Genomic DNA, 18,681 nt, shown 5'->3' with positions numbered 1-18,681 from the left:
GAAGTTAAAAATGTGAGTTTCGAACCAAATGTATCCGGGCTTTCTGTGGTTAATCTGTGGGCTGCAAAACCTGAAGGGGCTTTTTTATGGACGAGGTGGCTACCGGGGCCAGGCGTACTCGCAGCGTGTGGCAGGTGCCCGCTTCCGCCAGCAAATAGCTGACCCCGAAGCCGTAGTACGCGCAGATGTGCTGCACGATGCTCAGGCCCAGGCCCGGCGAGTCGGAAGCGGCGCTGTGCTTGCGGAAACGCTCGAAGAACCGCGCCGGGTCGCCGCCAATGGCGGGCCCCGTATTGCTGATTATCAGCTCCCGCGCCGTGAGGCTGATGGCGACGCTGCCGCCGGGCACGTTGTGCTTCACGGCGTTTTGCAGCAGGTTTTGGAGCAGCGAGTCGGCCAGGCCGGGGTGCATATGCACCACGACGGGCGCACTGGCAATGTCGAGGCCGTAGCGCAGCTCGCGGACCTCAAAGAGCGGCTCGAACTGCGCTACCTTCTCGGCCAGCAGCTGGTCGAGGCGCACGGGCAGGGCGGCCTTGAACTGGCGGTTCTCGATTTTGCTGAGCAGGCCCAGCGCCTGGTGCAGGCGCGAAAGGCGCAGGGTAGCGCCGTAGAGGTCGGCTACGAGCGGGGCGGCGGCGGGGTCTTCGGCCAGGGCGGGCACCTGCAGCAGCTGCTCGAGCTGGGCCTGCATAATGGCCAGCGGCGTTTGGGTTTCGTGGGCGGCGTTGGCCGTGAACTCGCGCAGGTTCTCATAGTCGGCCACCAGGCGCTGGCTGAGGTGTTCGAGGGCGTGGTTCAGCTCGGCAAACTCGGTGATGGCGGGCGTGGGCAAGCGCAGGGGCTGGTGCTGCTGCAAGTCGTAGCCGCGCAGCGCCGCCAGCGTGTGCCGAAACGGAGCCCACAGGCGGCCCGACAGCCAGCGGTTCAGCAGCACTACGCCGCCCAGCAGCAGCGCCAGCACGCTCAGCATCACCGCAAGCACCACCGAAAGCAAGTCCTCGGCCTCAACCAGTGATTTGCGAAGCGTGACCCATACCGTGCCCTCGCCCGCCGTTGGCAGGGCGAAGGTGAGCTGCCGGTGAGGCACCAGCTCGCCCTCCTGCGCATCGAGCAGCAGCGTATCGCTGAAACCCAGCGGCAGGGGCCGGCGGCTGATGGGCAGCACCACCTGAAGCAGGGCCACGGCCGGCAGCTCGTTGGCCCGGGCTTTGGCGGTCAGCTCCAGCTGGCGGGCCAGCAGCTGCTCCCCCACTTCGTGGCGCAGGGTGCGGTCGACTCCCACATACAGCCCCCCACTGCCTGCCACAAACATGGCGGCAGCCAGCAACAAGTAATAACGCGTGGTGGTAGCGAGCAGCTTCATCTACAATTTCAAAAGATTAACCCAGGGGCGGCTGAGTGGGAAGCCTTTGTTACCCTTGCTGGTAAAGCCACCAAGACTCTCAACTAATGATTGCGCTACTTACCCATTATTGAGCTTATAGCCAACCCCGTACATGGTACTAATATAATTGTCAGCCCCCTTTTCCTGCAATTTCTTCCGCAGGTTTTTGAGGTGGGTATAGATGAAGTCGAACGAGTCGGCGCTGTCCACGGCATCGCCCCAGAGATGCTCGGCAATGGCTTCCTTGGTGAGCACGCGGCCGGGGTTGGCCAGCAGGTAAAGCAGCAGGTCGTACTCTTTTTTGGTGAGCGTGAGCGGCTCGCCGCGCACGTGCACTTCGGCCAGCTCGGGCAGCACCAGCAGGTCGCGGAATACGATTTGCTGCTGGCCGTTGAACTGCCGGCGGCGGATAATGGCCCGCACCCGGGCGTTGAGCTCGGAGAGGTGAAAGGGCTTGATGAGGTAGTCGTCGGCCCCGAGGTCGAGGCCGGCCACTTTGTCGTCGAGCGCGTCGCGGGCCGTGATGATGAGCACCCCGGCCGGCGAGCCCTCGGCCTTGAGGGTGCGGAGCAGGTCGAGGCCCGAGCCGTCGGGCAGGGTGAGGTCGAGCAGCACGCAGTCGTACTGGTAGAGCATGATTTTTTCGTGGGCCTGGGCGATGTCGGCGGCTTCCTCCACCACGTAGCCGCCCTGGCGCAGCGAGCCCAGCAGGGCCGTACGCAGGGCCGGTTCATCTTCAACGAGGAGTAGTTTCATTGGCGCGGGGAGGCCGGGCCGGCTGGATGTGCGCGGCAACCAGCCGCGAAGGACGGGCTAAAGTTTGAAGACTTTCTGTGAGCTTGTGCGTATGCGGTGAAACTGGAGCCCGGCATAAAACCGGCGCTCTCAATTTTCTTCAGAATTGGCCCGCAGCTTTGCGTGGTCAACCATTCATTTTTTCCCCGTTGTTCGTTCGCTTTCCCCACCTGATACGCTGCGTGGCCCTGGCCGGCCTGCTACTGGGCCTGCCCGGCGGCCCGGCCCGCGCCCAAACGCCGGTGCCGCCCCCGGCTCAGCTGGCCCCCGCGCCGGCCGTGGCCGCCGCCCCCGCCAGCCCGCGCCGCCTCGACGACTTCCTGCTGGTGGCCCGCCAGAACAGCCCGCTGCTGCGCGAAACCGCCAACCAAATTAGCCAGAACCGAATTGACAGCCTGGTGCGCGCCCGCCAGAACGGCGTGCAGGTGGGCGGCATCGGCTCGGCGCTGTACTACCCGTCCATCACCAACAGCCGGGGCGAAAGCGTGCTGGGCTACGACAACGCCGTAACCAACGGCGGCAACTACGCCGCCATTGCGCAGGCTACCAAGCCCATTCTGAACCGCTTTCAGCTGCAGAACGACTACCAGATAATTGCCAACCAGGGCCTGGTATTGCGTAATACCGGCCGCCTCTCGGCCCTGGATTTGCGGCGCACCATCACCGACCAGTTCCTGATGGCCTACGCCGCCGAAAGCCAGCTCAGTTTCAGCCGCTCGCTGCTGGGGCAGCTGCGCCAGCAGGACGGCCAGCTACGCCAGCTGGTGAACGCCGGCGTCTTCAAGCAGACCCAGTACCTGAGCTTCTACCTCTCGGTGCGCACCCAGGAGGTGGCCGTGGAGCAGAACCGGCTGGCCTACCGCCGCGAGCTGGGCACCCTGCGCGCCCTGGCCGGCGTGGCCGATACGGCCCTTATCAGCATCGAAGTTCCTACCCCGCCCACCCACCGCCCGCTGGCGGGCCTGCTGGCCCCCAGCCAGCTCCGCCTGGGGCTCGACAGCCTGCGCCTGCTGCTCGACCGCCGCGCCGTGGACGCTTATTACCGCCCCCGAGTGAGCGCCGTACTCGATGCCGGCCTGCAATCGTCGTCGTACCTGCCCATCGCGCTGGCGCGCAGCGTGGGCATTGGCGGCGGCTTGCAGCTGAACATACCGATTTTCGACGGCCACCAGCGGCAGCTGCAATACCAGCGCCTGAAGCTGAGCGAGCAGAGCCGGCGCGGCTACCGGCAGTACCTCACGGTGCAGCGGCGGCAGCAGTATGAGCAGCTGGAGGGCCTGATTCAGGCTTCGGATGCGCTGCTGGCCCGCATTCGGGAGCAGGTGCGCGTGGCCGATGCGCTGGTGGGGGCCGCCCGCCAGCAGCTGGCCACCGGCGACGTGGCCATTCTCGATTATCTGAACCTGGTGACCAGCTACCGGCAGCTGCAATTCAGCCTGACCCAAGCCGAAACCGACCGGCTGCGCAGCCGGTTTGCATTGGATTATTTGGGCGAGCAGTAGAAACGCAATATTTTGCGGCTTGTCGTTGAGCTGCTGGGACCGCACCAGCTGTGCCGAGTTAACAACATCAGCAACGACGAGACGCAAGATATTGCGTCTCGTCTACGGTTTGCCCTTCTTACTTACATGACTTTCCCCAAACGCTTTCTTTTCCTCCTGCTCCTCTCCGGCCTCGCGGCCTGCGGCTCTAAGAAAGACCCGGCCACCGGTGAGGCCGCGCCCGCCGACGGCGAAGAAGAGCCGGCCGTGAAGCCCCGCGCCCTCGTCACCATCGGCACGGTGCGGGCCGATACGCTCACCGACGTGCTGCGCCTGAGCGCCGTATCGGCCTACCCGGCCAAGGATGCGCTGCGGGCTACCACCACGGGCTACGTGCTGTCGCCCGCGCCGGTGGTGGGCCAGGCGGTGCGGGCCGGCCAAACGGTGTTCACCATCCAAACCAAGGAGTCGCGGGTGCTGCATTTGGATAAGCTCACCGGCGACCCCCGCCTGAGATTCAGCGGCATTATCCGGATAAAAACGGCCCGCGACGGCGTAATGGCCACCGTGGACAAGCTGGCCGGCGACTACGTGCAGGACGGCGAGCAGCTGGGCCTCACCTACGACAAAAGCCGGTTTGGCTTCATTCTCGACGTGCCCGCCACCCAGCTGCGCTACGTGCATACCGGCCAGCGCTGCCGCATAAGTCTGCCCGATGGCCGGGTGCTGTCCGGCCGCGTGGCCGAGGTGCTGGCCACGGCCGATGTCAGCATTCAGACCCAGCGCTACACCATCCGGCCGATTGGCCCGGTGCCGGATTTGCCCGAAAACCTGGCCGTGCAAGTCGAGCTGGACCGCACCGCGCCCCGCCTCACCAGCACGCTCCCGCGCGGCGCGGTGCTCACCGACGAAACCCAAACCGAGTTCTGGGTGATGCGCCTGCTCAATGACTCGACCGCCGTGAAAGTGCCGGTAACCGTGGGCGCGCAGGAAAAAGACCACATCGAAATCAAAGCTCCGAGGTTTTCAGCGAAGGATAAAATTCTGCTGAGCGGGAATTTTGGGCTTGATGACACGGCGGCCGTGAAAGTGACGCGGCCCGTGGCAGCGCAGAAGGAGTAATCGAATGAGAACGTCATGCTGAATGTGAACGTCATGCTGAGCGCAGCCGAAGCATCTCTACCGCGCAAGTAATCCAATCGAGTCACCGAAGCGGTAGAGATACTTCGGCTGCGCTCAGCATGACGTTCTAAATTAACCGACAATAACCAACAAATGCCCCGTCCTTCCCTCTTTCAAGCCTACAAAGCGCCCATTGCGGTGGTGCTGGCCCTGGCGCTGGCCCTGGGCACGGTGGCCTACCGGCGCATCAACGTGGCCCTGTTTCCGGAGGTAACGTTTCCGAAGGTGAAGGTGATTGCCGAGAACGGCCTGCAACCCGTCGACCGCATGATGGTGACCGTGACCAAGCCCATGGAAGATGCCATGAAGCGGGTGCCAGGCCTGAAACTGCTGCGCTCGACCACCAGCCGGGGCAGCTGCGAAATTTCGGCTTTTCTGGATTGGGGCGTCGATGTGGCCAAAAGCCAGACCCTGATTGAATCGCGCCTGAACCAGATTCGGGCCGACCTGCCGCCCACCGTCCAAATCACGGTCGAGCGCATGAACCCGGCCATTCTGCCGGTGATGGGCTACACGCTGGAAGCGCCGGGCCGCTCGGCGCTGGAGCTGCGCAAGCTGGCGCTGTTCACCATCAAGCCGTTTTTGTCGCAGGTCGAGGGCGTGTCGTCGGTCCAGGTGCAGGGCGGGCGCACCAAGGAGTACCAGGTGCAGCTGCTACCCGACCAGCTGGCCGCCCTCGCCCTCGGCCCCGATGACATCACGAGGGCCCTCAGCGCCACCAACTTCGTGCAGAGCAATGGCTACCTCAGCGACTACCGCCGCCTCTACCTGACGGTGACTGATGCCACGATTCTGCAAAAGGAAGACCTCGAAAACATCGTGCTACGCAACGACGGCCGCCGCATCGTGCGCCTCGCCGACGTGGCCACCGTGGCCCTGGGCGAGCAGCCCGAATACACCCGCATCAACGCCAACGGCTCCGACGCGGTGCTCATCTCCATCCTGCGCCAGCCCGATGCCAACGTGGTGCTGGTATCGGAGGGCGTGAAGGCCAAGGTGGCGGCCCTGCAAACCGGCCTGCCCCGTGGCGTGCGCCTGGCCCCGTACTACGACCAGGCCGATTTCGTGGCCGAAGTGGTGCGCTCGGTGGAAGATTCGCTCTGGATTGGCCTGGCCCTGGCCCTGGTGGTTACGGCCCTGTTTCTGCGTTCGGTGAAGGCCACGCTCACCATTCTGGGGGCTATCCCGGTGGCGCTGGCGCTCACCATTGCGGTCCTGTATTTCGGCCTGGGCTACTCCTTCAACATCATGACGCTGGGAGCCATCGCCGCCGCCATCGGCCTGATGATTGACGATGCCGTGGTGATGGTGGAGCAGCTGCACCGCGTGGGCGAGGACCACCCGGATGAGTCGGCCGGCGAAGTGGTGCGCCGCTCGGTGACGCATTTGCTGCCCGCGCTGATTGGGTCATCCCTCAGTACGATTGTGATTTTCCTGCCGTTTGCGCTGCTGGGCGGGGTGGCGGGGGCCTATTTTAAGGTGCTGGCTACTACGATGGTGGTGGCGCTGGTCTGCTCGTTTTTTGTGGCCTGGCTGGGGCTGCCGGTCATTTATTTACTGCTGTCGCGCAGAGCCGCCCAGCCGTCAACCTCACCCCCTGACCCCCTCTCCAAAAAAGAGGGGGCACCGGATGATTCCGTTGAAAGCAAGACCGGTGCCCCCTCTTTTTTGGAGAGGGGGTCAGGGGGTGAGGTTGACGCAGGGCGGCGCCAAGACTCCAACCACCACGAAATTCCCTGGGTGCGCTCCGTCATTCGCCACCCGGCCTACTCCATCATTGGCATTCTGGTCTTGATTGGGACGATGGTGCTCATCATTCCGCGCCTGGCCACCGGCTTCCTGCCCGAGATGGACGAGGGCGCGATTGTGCTCGACTACAACTCGCCGCCCGGCACCAGCATCGAGGAAACCGACCGCATGCTGCGCCAGGCCGAAAAGCTGATTGTGAAGGTGCCGGAAGTGGCCAGCTACTCGCGCCGCACCGGCACCCAAATGGGCTTCTTTATCACCGAACCCAACCGGGGCGACTACCTCATCCGCCTGAAAACCGACCGCCAGCGCACCACCGAGGAGGTCATTTCCGATATCCGCCAGCGCATCGAGGCCACCCAGCCGGCCCTCACCATCGACTTCGGCCAGGTAATCGGCGACATGCTCGGCGACCTGATGAGCACCGTGCAGCCCATTGAAATCAAAGTTTTCGGCCCTGATGCCACCCGGCGCTACGCCCTGGCCGACCAGGTAACGGCCGTGGTGGAAAAAGTGGCCGGCACCGCCGACGTCTTCAACGGCATCGTGCGCATGGGCCCGGCCGTGGATGTGCGCCCCGACCCGCGCCGCCTGGCCCAGTACGGCCTCACCGCCACCGATTTCCAGACCCAGCTGCAAACCCAGCTGGCCGGTACCACGGCCGGCGCGGTGCTCGAAGGCGAGCAGCTGCTCAACATTCGGATGCGCTACCCCAACGCTGCCCAGGCCACCCTCGCCCAGATGCGGGCCGAGCCCATTTTCCTGCCCAACGGCCAGCGCCGCCGCCTCGACGAGCTGGCCACGGTATCGGTAACGGCCGGCGATGCCGAGCTGGAGCGCGAAAACCTGCAAGCCATGACCGCCGTGACGGCCCGCCTCGACAACCGCGACCTGGGCAGCGCCATGAGCGAAATCCGCCAGAAGCTCGAAAGCGAGGTACCACTGCCGCCCGGCTATTTCATCCAGTACGGCGGCTCGTATGCCGAGCAGCAGCAGTCGTTTCAGGAGCTGCTCACCATTCTGGGCACGGCGTGTTTGCTGGTGTTCGCGGTGGCGCTGTTTCTATTTCGCGATTTGAAGGCGGCGGGACTGATTTTGCTGGTGGCCGTGCTGGGGCCGGCCGGTGGCAGCCTGGCCCTGTTCCTCACCAACACGCCGCTGAACGTGGGCTCCTACACCGGCCTGATTATGGTGGTCGGCATCATCGGGGAGAATGCCATTTTCACCTTCCAGCAGTTCAACGAGGCCCGCGTCGAAGCACCCGTCGAGCAGGCCATTGGCTATGCCATCGCGGCCCGCCTGCGCCCCAAGCTGATGACGGCCCTGGCCGCCATCGCCGCCCTGCTGCCGCTGGCGCTGGGCATTGGGGCGGGCGCGCAGCTGCACCAGCCCCTGGCCATTGCCGTGATTGGCGGCCTGCTGCTGGCCCTGCCCCTGCTGCTGCTCGTGCTGCCCAGCTTGCTGAAGGTGGCCTACGGCGGCAAAGTGGCCCCGGCAGCCCAGCCGGTAGCGCCGGCGATGGCCTGATTGGCTGGCTTTGGGCCCCGAATGTTACGCTTTTGTTAATCCCTCGTATGAGGGGGTCTTACACTACTTTACCTCCTTACCTAAAATGCGCTCCCTCATAATCAATCGTTTAGCGGCTTTAGCCCTGTTGCTTGGCAGCCTGAACCCGGCTCTCGCCCAGGTGAAACCGGCCGCCGACACTACCAAAAAATACGAAAACCCGGGTGGTATCCCGGCGGCGGTGAAAGCCCCCTGGTACCGAAGCAAGCTCGTGAAGGCCGTAGCCATTCCGGCCGTGCTGATAACCTACGGCGCTATTACGGCGCAGGGCGATGCGGGCATCAATCGCCGGGGGCGGGAGTTCGCCCAGAAGCAGTTCCGGCCGGTCAGCACGGGTTTCGATAATACGCTGATTATCGTGCCGTATTTTGAATTGGCAGCCGTGGCGCTTGCCGGCGTGGAGTCGCGCGACGACCGCATCAACACCCTGCTCATCATTGCCAAGGGCGAGGCCATCATGCTGGCCTCCACGTTTGCCATTAAATATATCAGCAACGAAACCCGCCCCAACGGGTCGGATAACCTGTCTTTCCCGTCGGGGCACACGGCGCAGGCGTTTCTGGCGGCCAGCATCGTGCACACCGAGTTTCGCGACAAAAGCCAGTGGTACGGCATCGGTGCTTACACCATCGCGACCAGCGTAGCCGCCCTGCGCATGATTAACGACAAGCACTGGCAGAGCGACGTGGTGGCCGGGGCGGGTTTTGGCATTCTCTCCGCTCACCTGGCCTACCTCTCGCATCGCAACCGCTGGGGCCGCAAGCCCATCGGGCGCGATGTGGGCATGGCCCCGGCCTATTTCGGCAACGGCACGCCGGGCATGACCATCAGCTGGCGGCCATCGCACTAGGTATCAGCTCAAATCGACAAAACCCTGATTGACTCCCGGTAATCATGCGCTCATGCAAGAGCCTGCTTACCGGGAGTCATTGTTTTTTTGTTTCCGGGGCAACCCTTGTCTTACATTTACAATCAGTCCTGAAACTCCCAACCTTCTTTATTCAAATATGAAAAGAAACGTACTGCGCTTCCCGCTGCTACTGGCGGCCGGCCTGCTCACGCTGAGCACTACTCACGCCCAACAAGCCGTGCCCAACGGCGCCATGGAAACCTGGCTCACCCGCAACGGCGGCGAGGCCCCAGCCCAGTGGCTCACGACTGATGACGCGCTGCAAGTTGGCCTACCGGGCTTTCCGGTTACCAATGCCGTAAGCAAATCGACGGATAAGCGCGGCGGCAGCTTTGCCGCCCGGCTGGTCAACACGAATACTCTGGCAGGACCCGTACCGGGATTTATGGCCCTGGGAACCAACCTGAACACCCTCTTGACCGCTGATTCGCTGGTTGAATTGGGGGGTTTGCCCTACACGACCCGTGCGGCCCGGATGCAGTTTTACTACAAGTTCAGCGGCACCATCGCCGACCCCGACGACCGGCCCGTGGCCCGCGTGCAGCTCACCAAAACTACGGGCGGCGTGCGGCGGGTGGTGGCATCCGGCCAACGGTACTTAACGGCGGCAGCGACCTACACCCTGACCGATTTCCCCCTGGTGTACCGGCTGGGCATCGCGCCCGATTCCGTACACATCGCCTTCGGCTCGGGCGACTTCGATGGCGGCAACTTCACGGCCGGCAACACGCTCCTGGTTGACGATATCGCCCTGACCGGCACCGTGACGGCCACCCGCGATGCCCAGCTGCAGGCCGCCGTGAGCGCCTACCCCAACCCCAGCGCCACCGGCCTGTTCACGCTGAGCACCTCCGAAACCGGGCTGCTCGCCGCCCCCTTCAGCGTGACCGATGCCCTCGGCCGCGTGGTGCTCCGGCAGGCCGCCGAGCAAGCCAGCGCCGCCCCCGTCCGCACCGTGGATTTGCGGTCGCAGTCGGCCGGCGTGTATTGCCTGCGGCTCGACTCGCCCAGGGGCCCGGTGGTGAAGCAGCTCGTTATTCGGTAATTCCACTGCCTGGCATTCGCCGCCCTTCGCCGGTTACCCCTCTTGGGGTGCCGCGCGAAGGGCGGCTTTTTTATGCAGCCATGCTGGCGGAGGCTGAGAATAAGCTTTCGGTAATTTATTGACAACTGTGAGAAGCTGTTTGAGTTAGCTGGAGGCCATTTGCGATTACCCCGAATTTTTAATTCGGCCCGTCTGGGCGGTAAAAAACGCGGTTCCGAATCGGGCAAACGGGCCGAATTAAAAATTCGGGGTACTCCACCTGCTAACTCAACTAGCTTCTAAGGATGCCGCGCCGCGCCCCGCGCGGGATTTCAACTTTCTCAAACCAGCAACGCAACGCTTCGCACGACCCATTGTCTTTTTGATTAAGATTTGTACCCATCTTTACGAATCTGCTTCTCCTATTTCCAAATTCCTACTCTCCTTTGAAAAGACGCGACTTCGTGGGACTCACCGGCCTGGCCGCCGGGGCCCTCTTTCTCCCCAGCTTCCCCAGCCTGGGTGGCACCCTGGTTGACCCCGCCCGCCTGCTGGAGCCCGGCCTCGACCCCACCCAGAAAAAGCGCCTCGCCGATGCCGGGCTCAACGCCGCCAAAGCCGCCGGGGCCACCTACGCCGACGTGCGCATCGGCCGCTACCTCAACCAGAGCATCTTCACCCGCGAAAAGCAGGTACAGAACATTGCCAGTGGCGAGAGCTTTGGAGCCGGCGTGCGGGTGCTGGCCAATGGCACCTGGGGCTTTGCCGCCACCAATACCGTGACCGAGGCCGGCCTCGCCAAAGCCGCCCAGCTGGCCGTAGCCATCGCCAAGGCCAACGCCAAAGTGCAGAAGGAAAAAGTGCGGCTGGCCCCGCAAAAGGGCTTTGGCGAAGTGAGCTGGAAAACGCCCATTCAACAAAACGCCTTCGAGGTGCCGGTGGCCCAGAAGGTGGAGCTGCTGCTGGCCGCTAATGCGAAGGCCACCGACAACGGGGCGAGCTTCGTCAACTCCTCGCTCTTCCAAATCAATGAGCAGAAGTATTTTGCCAGCACCGACGGCTCCTACATCGACCAGGACGTGCACCGCATCTGGCCCACGTTTTCGGTCACGGGCATCGACCGGGCCACGGGCAAGTTCCGCAGCCGCGACGCGCTGAGCGCGCCCATGGGCCTGGGCTACGAGTACCTCACGCCCAAAGCCGCCGATAAGATTGCGGGCGCGGCGGGCACCGGCCTCATCGGCTACCGCAACTCCTACGACATGCTGGAAGACGCCGCCCTGGCCGCCAAGCAGGTGAAGGAAAAACTCACCGCCAAATCGGTGACCGCCGGCAAGTACGACCTCGTACTCGACCCCAACCACTTGGGCCTCACTATTCACGAGAGCGTGGGCCACCCCACTGAGCTCGACCGCGTGCTGGGCTACGAGGCCAACTACGCCGGTACCTCGTTTGCCACTTTGGAATGGAAAGCCAGGCAGATTCCCTACGGCTCGAAGCTGGTCAACATCGTGGCCGATAAGCTGCAGCCCGGCTCGCTGGGCGCGGTGGGCTATGATGACGAAGGCGTGCAAACCAAGCGCTGGGACCTCATCAAAGAAGGCACGCTGGTGAACTACCAGAAAATCCGCGACCAGGCCCACATCGTGGGCCAGACCGAGTCGGACGGCTGCTGCTACGCCGATTCCTGGGACTCGGTGCAGTTCCAGCGCATGCCCAACGTGAGCCTGCAGCCCGGCAAAGCCAAAATGAGCGTCGACGACATGATTAAGGGCGTCGACAAAGGCATCTACATTGCCGGGCGCGGCTCCTACTCCATCGACCAGCAGCGCTACAATTTCCAGTTTGGCGGGCAGGTATTCTACGCCATCGAAAAAGGCCAGATTGCGGGCATGATTGAGGACGTGGCCTACCAGGCCAACACCCAGGAATTCTGGAACTCCTGCGCCGCGATTTGCGACGAGTCCGACTACCGGCTGTTCGGCTCGTTCTTCGATGGCAAGGGCCAACCCAGCCAGGTTTCGGCCGTGAGCCACGGGTCGAGCACGACGCGGTTTAACGGCGTGAACGTGATAAATACGGCCCGGAAAATTGGGTAGTTGAACGTCATGCTGAGCGCAGCCGAAGCATCTCGCGTAGTTGAAAGTCATGCTGAGCGCAGCCGAAGCATCTCGCGTAGTTGAACGTCATGCTGAGCGCAGCCGAAGCATCTCGCGTGCAATAGTGACTTAATAGTTGTGACGATGCGCGCGGGATGCCTCGGCTACGCTCGGCATGACGGTCTAATTTAAATAATCATTAGAACCAGAATCAATGGCCATTCTCTCCAAAGACGAAGCCCAGACCATCCTCAAAAAAGTCCTTAGCTACAGCACCGCCGATGAGTGCGAAGCAACCCTGAACGGCAGCACGGGCGGCAACGTGCGCTCGGCCCGCAACTCCATCAGCACGGCCGGGGCGGCCGAGAACGTGGCCTTGTCCGTGCAGTCGCGCTTTGGCAAGCGCAGCGGGCTCGCTACCTGCAATGAATTTGACGAGGCCAGCCTGCGCCGCTGCGTGCAGCGGGCCGAGGAAATCGCCCGCCTCGCCCCCGAAAGCCCGGAGTACGTGCCGCTGCTCGGACCGCAGACGTACCTGGCCTCGCCGGGCTCGTTCGCCGCCCGCACGGCCGCCATCACCCCCGACTACCGGGCCGAGCAGATTGGGGCCAGCATGGCGCTGTGCGACCAGAAAAAGCTCAGCTCCGCCGGGTTTTTTAATGATTCGGCGGGCTTCGTGGCCAAGCGTAATTCCAAAGGTCTGGAGGCCTACCAGCAGTTGACGAGCGTGGATTTTTCCATCTCCGTGCGCACACCGGACGGCACCGGCTCGGGCTATGCCATTGCCAACTACACCGATTTGGCCCGGTTCGACGCGGCCCGCCTCACGCGGGTAGCAGCCGATAAAGCCGCGTCCTCGGTGAATGCCAAGGCTATTGAGCCCGGCAAGTACACCGTGATTCTGGAACCGGCCGCCGCCGTCGATTTGCTCTCGAACATGATGGGCGCAATGGATGCGCGCAACGCCGACGAGGGCCGCAGCTTCCTGAGCAAAAAGGGCGGCGGCAACAAGAAGGGCGAGAAAGTTTTTGACGAGCGGGTGACCATCTACTCCGACCCCACGCACCCCGACGTGCCCGACCTGACTTTCAGCGGCGACGGCCGCCCGCAGCAAAAGGTGACCTGGGTGGAAAAAGGCGTGGTGAAGAACCTCTACACCTCGCGTTTCTGGGCCCAGAAATCGGGCGTGCCGGACATCGCGCCGCCCGGCGGCTGGATTATGGCTGGCGGCACGCAAAGCACCGCCGACCTCATCAAGGGCACGGCCAAGGGCATTCTGGTCACGCGCCTCTACTACATCCGCGCCGTGGACCCGCAAACGCTGCTCTATACCGGCCTGACGCGCGACGGGACTTTTTACATCGAAAACGGCGTCATCAAATTCCCGGTGAAAAATTTCCGCTTCAACGAAAGCCCGGTTATTATGCTGAATAACCTGGAAGCCATCGGCAAGCCGGTGCGGTTGGGCGGCAACCTGGTGCCGCCGCTCAAGATTCGCGACTTCACCTTCACCAGCCTGTCGGACGCGGTGTAGAGTGGCATGGTGCTATTCGTAGCGAAAAAGGTCGTCATGCTTCATCTGGCGTCCGCTTGTCGAAGCATCTCTATCTCAATAATAGTCAATTACTTGCGCGGTAGAGATGCTTCGGCTGCGCTCAGCATGACGTTCTAAATTTAAAAACACTTATGAAAAGACGCGACTTTGTGGGACTGACCAGCCTGGCGGCCGGTGCCTTATTTCTCCCCAGCCTGCCCAGCCTGGGCGGCACCCTGGTTGACCCCGCCCGGCTGCTGGAACCGGGGGCCGACGTGGCCATGAAAAAGCGCCTCGCCGATGCCGGCCTGAACGCCGCTAAAGCCGCCGGCGCGTCCTATGCCGACGTGCGCATTGGCCGCTACCTCAACCAGGGCATTTTCACCCGCGAAAAGCAGGTGCAGAACATTGCCAGCACCGAGAGCTACGGCGTGGGCATCCGCGTAATTGCCAATGGGACCTGGGGCTTCGCCTCCACTAACAACGTGACCGAAACCGGCATCGCCAAAGCCGCGCAGCTGGCCGTGCAAATCGCCAAGGCCAACTCGAAAGTGCAGAAGGAAAAGGTGCGGCTGGCCCCGCAGGCCGGCTTCGGTGAGGTGAGCTGGAAAGCGCCCATTCAGCAGAATGCGTTTGAGGTGCCCATCAAGGACAAGGTGGATTTACTGTTGAGCGTGAACGCGAAGGCCCTGGATTTGGGCGTGTCGTTCATCAACTCGGTACTGTTTCAGGTGAACGAGCAGAAGTATTTCGCCAGCACCGACGGCTCGTATATCGACCAGGATATTCACCGGATTTACCCCACGTTCGGGGTCACGGCCATTGACCGGGCCAGCGGCAAGTTCCGCTCGCGGCAGGCCATGAGCTCGCCCGTGGGCATGGGCTACGAGTACCTCACACCCAAGGCCGCCGACAAAGTGGCCGGCCCCACGGGCTCCGACATTGTGGGCTATAAATACAGCTACGATATGCTGGAAGACGTGGTATCGGCCGCCAAGCAGGTGAAGCAGAAGCTGAGCGCCAAGTCCGTCACGCCCGGCAAGTACGACCTCGTGCTCGACCCGCACCACCTGGGCCTGACCATCCACGAAAGTGTGGGCCACCCGCTGGAGCTCGACCGCGTGCTGGGCTACGAGGCCAACTTCGCCGGCACCAGTTTCGCCACCCTGGAATGGAAGGCCAAGAACATTCCCTACGGCTCGAAAGTGGTGAACATCGTGGCCGATAAAACCCAACCCAACACCCTTGGCGCGGTGGGCTACGACGATGAAGGCGTGAAAACCAAGCGCTGGGACCTCATCAGGGAAGGCCAGCTGGTGGACTATGAGAAAATCCGGGACCAGGCGCATATGGTGGGCCAGAAGGAGTCGGACGGCTGCTGCTACTCGCAGTCGTGGGCCGATGTGCAGTTTCAGCGCATGCCCAACGTGAGCCTGCAGCCCGGCAAAGCCAAGCTTAGCGTCGACGAGCTGGTGAGCAAGGTTGATAAGGGCATTTACATTGCCGGCAACGGCTCGTTCTCCATCGACCAGCAGCGGTTCAACTTCCAGTTCGGCGGGCAGGTATTCTACGCCATCGAGAAAGGGAAAATCACCGAAATGCTGGAGGACGTGGCCTACCAGGCCAACACCCAGGAATTCTGGAACTCCTGCGCCGGCTCGTGCGACGAGAGCGACTTCCGCTTCTTCGGCGCTTTCAATGACGGCAAGGGCCAGCCCAGCCAGAGCTCGGCCGTAAGCCACGGCTCGGCTACGACGCGGTTTAATGGCGTGAACGTGATTAATACGGCGCGGAAAATCGGGTAGAACATCACTCCCCTCCTCAGATGAGGAGGGGATGTGAGCGCCAATGAGGCGCGAACAGGGGTGGTTGAACTCGTTGAACGACACCCGAACCACTTCGCCCCCACGATGCAGTCGCCTACAACCACCCCAGTTTCAGCTTCGCTGAAACGTCCCCTTCTTGGTAAGGAGGGGAGTTTGTTCTCACAACTCAACTACAAACCAATGGCCATTCTCTCCAAAGACGAAGCCCAAACGATACTAAAAAAGGTCCTCAGCTTCAGCACCGCCGATGAGTGCGACATGACGCTGACCGGCGACATCGGCGGCAACGTGCGCTCGGCGCGCAACTCCATCAGCACGGCCGGGGCGAATGAAAACATCTCGCTGGCCGTGGAAAGCCGCTTCGGCAAACGGAGCGGCGTAGCCACCTGCAATGAGTTCGACGAAGCCACCCTGCGCCGCTGCGTGCAGCGGGCCGAAGGAATCGCGCGTCTCGCGCCCGAAAGCCCGGAGTATATGCCGCTGCTCGGGCCCCAGGCCTACCTCGATGGCAGCCGCTCTTTCGCCGCGGCCACGGCCGCCATCGACCCCGACTACCGCGCCCGGCAGATTGGAGCCAGCATGGCCCTCTGCGACCAGAAAAAACTGAGCTCGGCGGCCTTTCTCAACGACTCGGTGGGCTTTGTGGCCAAGCGCAACTCCAAGGGCCTGGAGGCTTACCAACAGGTTTCAAATATCACGTTTTCGGTGACGGTGCGCACGCCCGACGGTACCGGCTCGGGCTACGCCTCGGGCGATTATGTGGACGCCAGCAAGATGGACGCCGCCCGCTTCACGAAGATTGCCGCTGACAAGGCCGCATCCTCGATGAAAGCCCGCGCCATTGAGCCCGGTAAATACACCGTGATTATGGAGCCCAACGCGCTGCTCTCCAACGTCGACACGTCGCTGCTTGGGGCCCTGATGGGCGCGCTGGATGCCCGCAACGCCGACGAAGGCCGCAGCTTCCTCAGCAAGAAGGGCGGTGGCAACCGCAAGGGCGATAAGCTGTTCGATGAGCGGGTGACCATCTACTCCGACCCGTTGAATGCCGAAATCGGCGACCTGACTTTCAGCGGCGACGGCCGCCCGCTGCAGCGCACCACCTGGATTGAAAAAGGCGTGGTGAAGAACCTCTACTCCTCCCGCTATTGGGCCCAGAAAGCCGGCATTCCCGACCTGCCCCGCCCCAACGGCTGGATTATGGAAGGCGGCACCCAAAGTACCGCCGACCTCATCAAAGGCACCGCCAAGGGCATTCTGGTGACGCGCCTGTGGTACATCCGCCCCGTCGACCCGCAGACACTGCTTTTCACGGGCCTCACGCGGGACGGCACGTTCTACATCGAAAACGGCCAAATCAAGTTCCCGGTGAAGAACTTCCGCTTCAACGAAAGCCCGGTCATTATGCTCAATAATCTGGAAGCCATCGGCAAGCCGGTGCGGTTGAACGGCAACCTGGTGCCGCCGCTCAAGATTCGGGACTTCACGTTCACGAGCTTGTCGGACGCGGTGTAAATCAGAACGGAGTATTTTTTGAACGTCATGCTCATCTAGTGTCCGCGTAGTCGAAGCATCTCTACCGCTTCGTATGAGCCATTCAACGAAGCGGTAGAGATGCTTCGACTACGCGGACACTAGATGAGCATGACATTCCGAAGCCACCAATCTGCTTAGAATGGTGGCTTTTTCCGTTGCTGGTATGGCTCGGGCAACTTACAGCCTGCCAACGGCATCTGCCTGCTTGGGCGCAGGCATTCCTCGCCTATCTTGCGGCCTCCTCTCCTACTTTCTGCGATGAAGTTTTTCCTGATTGCCGGCCTGCTCCTGGCCAGTACCATCCAGCCCGCCGCCGCGCAGTCGCGCCTCACGGGCAAAGTGCTGGATGCCGCCACCGGCCAGCCGGTGCCCTACGCCAGCGTTTCGGTGCTGAACACCACCGCCGGCACCACCAGCAACGCCGAGGGCGAGTTTGAGTTGAAGACCACGCTGCCGGGCCGGCTGGTGGTATCGGAGCTGGGCCATGAGCGTGACACCGTGGCCGTGGCGGCCGCTACCCAGCCCCTGCTGATTCGGCTGCAACCCGCTTCGGTGTTGCTGCCCGAAGTGCAGGTGGGCAGCTACCTCGGCGATTTGATTGCGCAAGCCTACCGCCAGCTGCGCAAAACCCACGACCAAAAGCAGTATGGCCAGGCTTTCTACCGCCAGGTTACCCAACTGGATGGGGATGCCACCGAGGTGCAGGAAATGGTGTGGAACGCGGCCAGCAGCAGCGCCGGCGTGGAAGGCACGGCCCTGGCGCAGGGGCGCTTCGCCAAGAAAAAAGGCCTGCTTAACTTCAACAATTTCTCGGTGTACACCAAGGGCAAGGCCCTCTACAGCGCTAAGGAAGACAGCAGTACGCAAAAAAGTATCATTGGACTCCGCGTGGCTGATTACCTAACGCTACGGCTGCTTGGCGTAACGCAAGACGGCACCCATCAGTTGGTCGAAATCGGCTTTGCCAGCAAGTCGAATGCCGGGGCCCATGGCAGCATGGTTATCGATGAGACGACGCATCAAATACTGCGCGTACGCGTCACACTCACGGCTCTTAACACCAAGTCCACCAACCCCATGTTCAAATTCAAGGACGAAGCTTTGCAGTTGGAATGGGGGTTCCAGCCCCGGCCGGGCGGCGCGGCTACGCTGGACTACCTGAAAGTGGATTACCAAACCAACCTGGGCCGGGTGATGAAGCCCGACCTGCCTATTCACGTTACCTCGTTTGCGTACTTTTATAACGGCCGCGCCACCCCCGATGCCAGCGTGACCTATGCCCCCGTCAAAGGCGGCGAAGTAGACCTGGCCGCCATCAGGCAAACGACTTACGACCCCGCTTTCTGGCAAAATAATGCAGTTGTGAAACGTACGCCACTGGAGGACCAGGTCATGAAATCCTTCGAGCAGAAAGGCGCTTTCGGCACCATGCTCACCCCGTGATTTAACGGTTAACGGTTAGTGATTAACGGTTAATATCGAGTTGCAATTTCAAGGCATTTATTTCCTGCTGACCATTTGTAATTAACCGCTAATCATTAACCGCTAACCGTTAATCGTTAACCACTAATCATTAACTGCCAACCACTAAA

Annotated in this window: 12 protein-coding genes; 10 read left to right on the top strand and 2 right to left on the bottom strand. The window is 62.2% G+C overall.

Going from position 1 to position 18,681, the window contains the following annotated elements; genetic code table 11:
- Positions 1 to 49 precede the first annotated feature (49 nt).
- Together ABD819_RS05210 and ABD819_RS05205 are read right to left on the bottom strand one after the other, a co-directional pair.
- The gene (locus ABD819_RS05210; protein WP_345121733.1) at positions 50 to 1,366 is read right to left on the bottom strand and encodes a sensor histidine kinase; all 1,317 of its coding nucleotides are present in this window, start codon (positions 1,364 to 1,366) and stop codon (positions 50 to 52) included.
- 99 nt (positions 1,367 to 1,465) lie between these two features.
- Positions 1,466 to 2,143, bottom strand: coding sequence for a response regulator transcription factor (locus ABD819_RS05205; RefSeq protein ID WP_345121731.1), 678 nt, complete (start codon positions 2,141 to 2,143; stop codon positions 1,466 to 1,468).
- A gap of 188 nt (positions 2,144 to 2,331) precedes the next feature.
- Between ABD819_RS05205 and ABD819_RS05200 the strand changes: the two genes are divergently transcribed.
- The 10 genes from ABD819_RS05200 (at position 2,332) to ABD819_RS05155 (ending at position 18,532) form a co-directional block, all read left to right on the top strand.
- Complete coding sequence (locus ABD819_RS05200; protein ID WP_345121729.1) at positions 2,332 to 3,684, top strand: TolC family protein; 1,353 nt, start codon at positions 2,332 to 2,334, stop codon at positions 3,682 to 3,684.
- Between the two features lie 126 nt (positions 3,685 to 3,810).
- Complete coding sequence (locus ABD819_RS05195; RefSeq protein WP_345121727.1) at positions 3,811 to 4,785, top strand: efflux RND transporter periplasmic adaptor subunit; 975 nt, start codon at positions 3,811 to 3,813, stop codon at positions 4,783 to 4,785.
- Between the two features lie 153 nt (positions 4,786 to 4,938).
- Entirely contained in the window at positions 4,939 to 8,121 is a 3,183-nt protein-coding gene (locus ABD819_RS05190; protein WP_345121725.1) for an efflux RND transporter permease subunit, read from the top strand.
- Between the two features lie 85 nt (positions 8,122 to 8,206).
- Positions 8,207 to 9,010, top strand: a complete 804-nt coding sequence (locus ABD819_RS05185) for a phosphatase PAP2 family protein (RefSeq protein ID WP_345121722.1) — start codon at positions 8,207 to 8,209, stop codon at positions 9,008 to 9,010.
- A 157-nt stretch (positions 9,011 to 9,167) separates the two neighbouring features.
- Positions 9,168 to 10,115 (top strand): T9SS type A sorting domain-containing protein, encoded by a 948-nt coding sequence (locus ABD819_RS05180; protein ID WP_345121720.1) that lies wholly within the window; start codon positions 9,168 to 9,170, stop codon positions 10,113 to 10,115.
- A 425-nt stretch (positions 10,116 to 10,540) separates the two neighbouring features.
- Complete coding sequence (locus ABD819_RS05175; RefSeq protein WP_345121718.1) at positions 10,541 to 12,193, top strand: TldD/PmbA family protein; 1,653 nt, start codon at positions 10,541 to 10,543, stop codon at positions 12,191 to 12,193.
- Positions 12,194 to 12,407: 214 nt separating this feature from the next.
- On the top strand, positions 12,408 to 13,727 hold the full coding sequence (locus ABD819_RS05170; protein ID WP_345121716.1) for a TldD/PmbA family protein: 1,320 nt from the start codon (positions 12,408 to 12,410) through the stop codon (positions 13,725 to 13,727).
- 152 nt (positions 13,728 to 13,879) lie between these two features.
- Positions 13,880 to 15,532 carry a TldD/PmbA family protein gene (locus ABD819_RS05165; RefSeq protein WP_345121714.1) on the top strand — a complete coding sequence of 551 codons (1,653 nt, stop codon included), beginning with the start codon at positions 13,880 to 13,882 and terminating at the stop codon, positions 15,530 to 15,532.
- 201 nt (positions 15,533 to 15,733) lie between these two features.
- Positions 15,734 to 17,068, top strand: a complete 1,335-nt coding sequence (locus tag ABD819_RS05160) for a TldD/PmbA family protein (protein ID WP_345121712.1) — start codon at positions 15,734 to 15,736, stop codon at positions 17,066 to 17,068.
- Between the two features lie 279 nt (positions 17,069 to 17,347).
- Positions 17,348 to 18,532 (top strand): carboxypeptidase-like regulatory domain-containing protein, encoded by a 1,185-nt coding sequence (locus tag ABD819_RS05155; RefSeq protein ID WP_345121710.1) that lies wholly within the window; start codon positions 17,348 to 17,350, stop codon positions 18,530 to 18,532.
- Positions 18,533 to 18,681: the final 149 nt, after the last annotated feature.

This window comes from Hymenobacter antarcticus (assembly GCF_039539545.1).
Lineage (GTDB): Bacteria > Bacteroidota > Bacteroidia > Cytophagales > Hymenobacteraceae > Hymenobacter > Hymenobacter antarcticus.
Note: the sequence above shows the minus strand (reverse complement) of the source record. Positions and strands in the feature narration are given on the sequence as shown.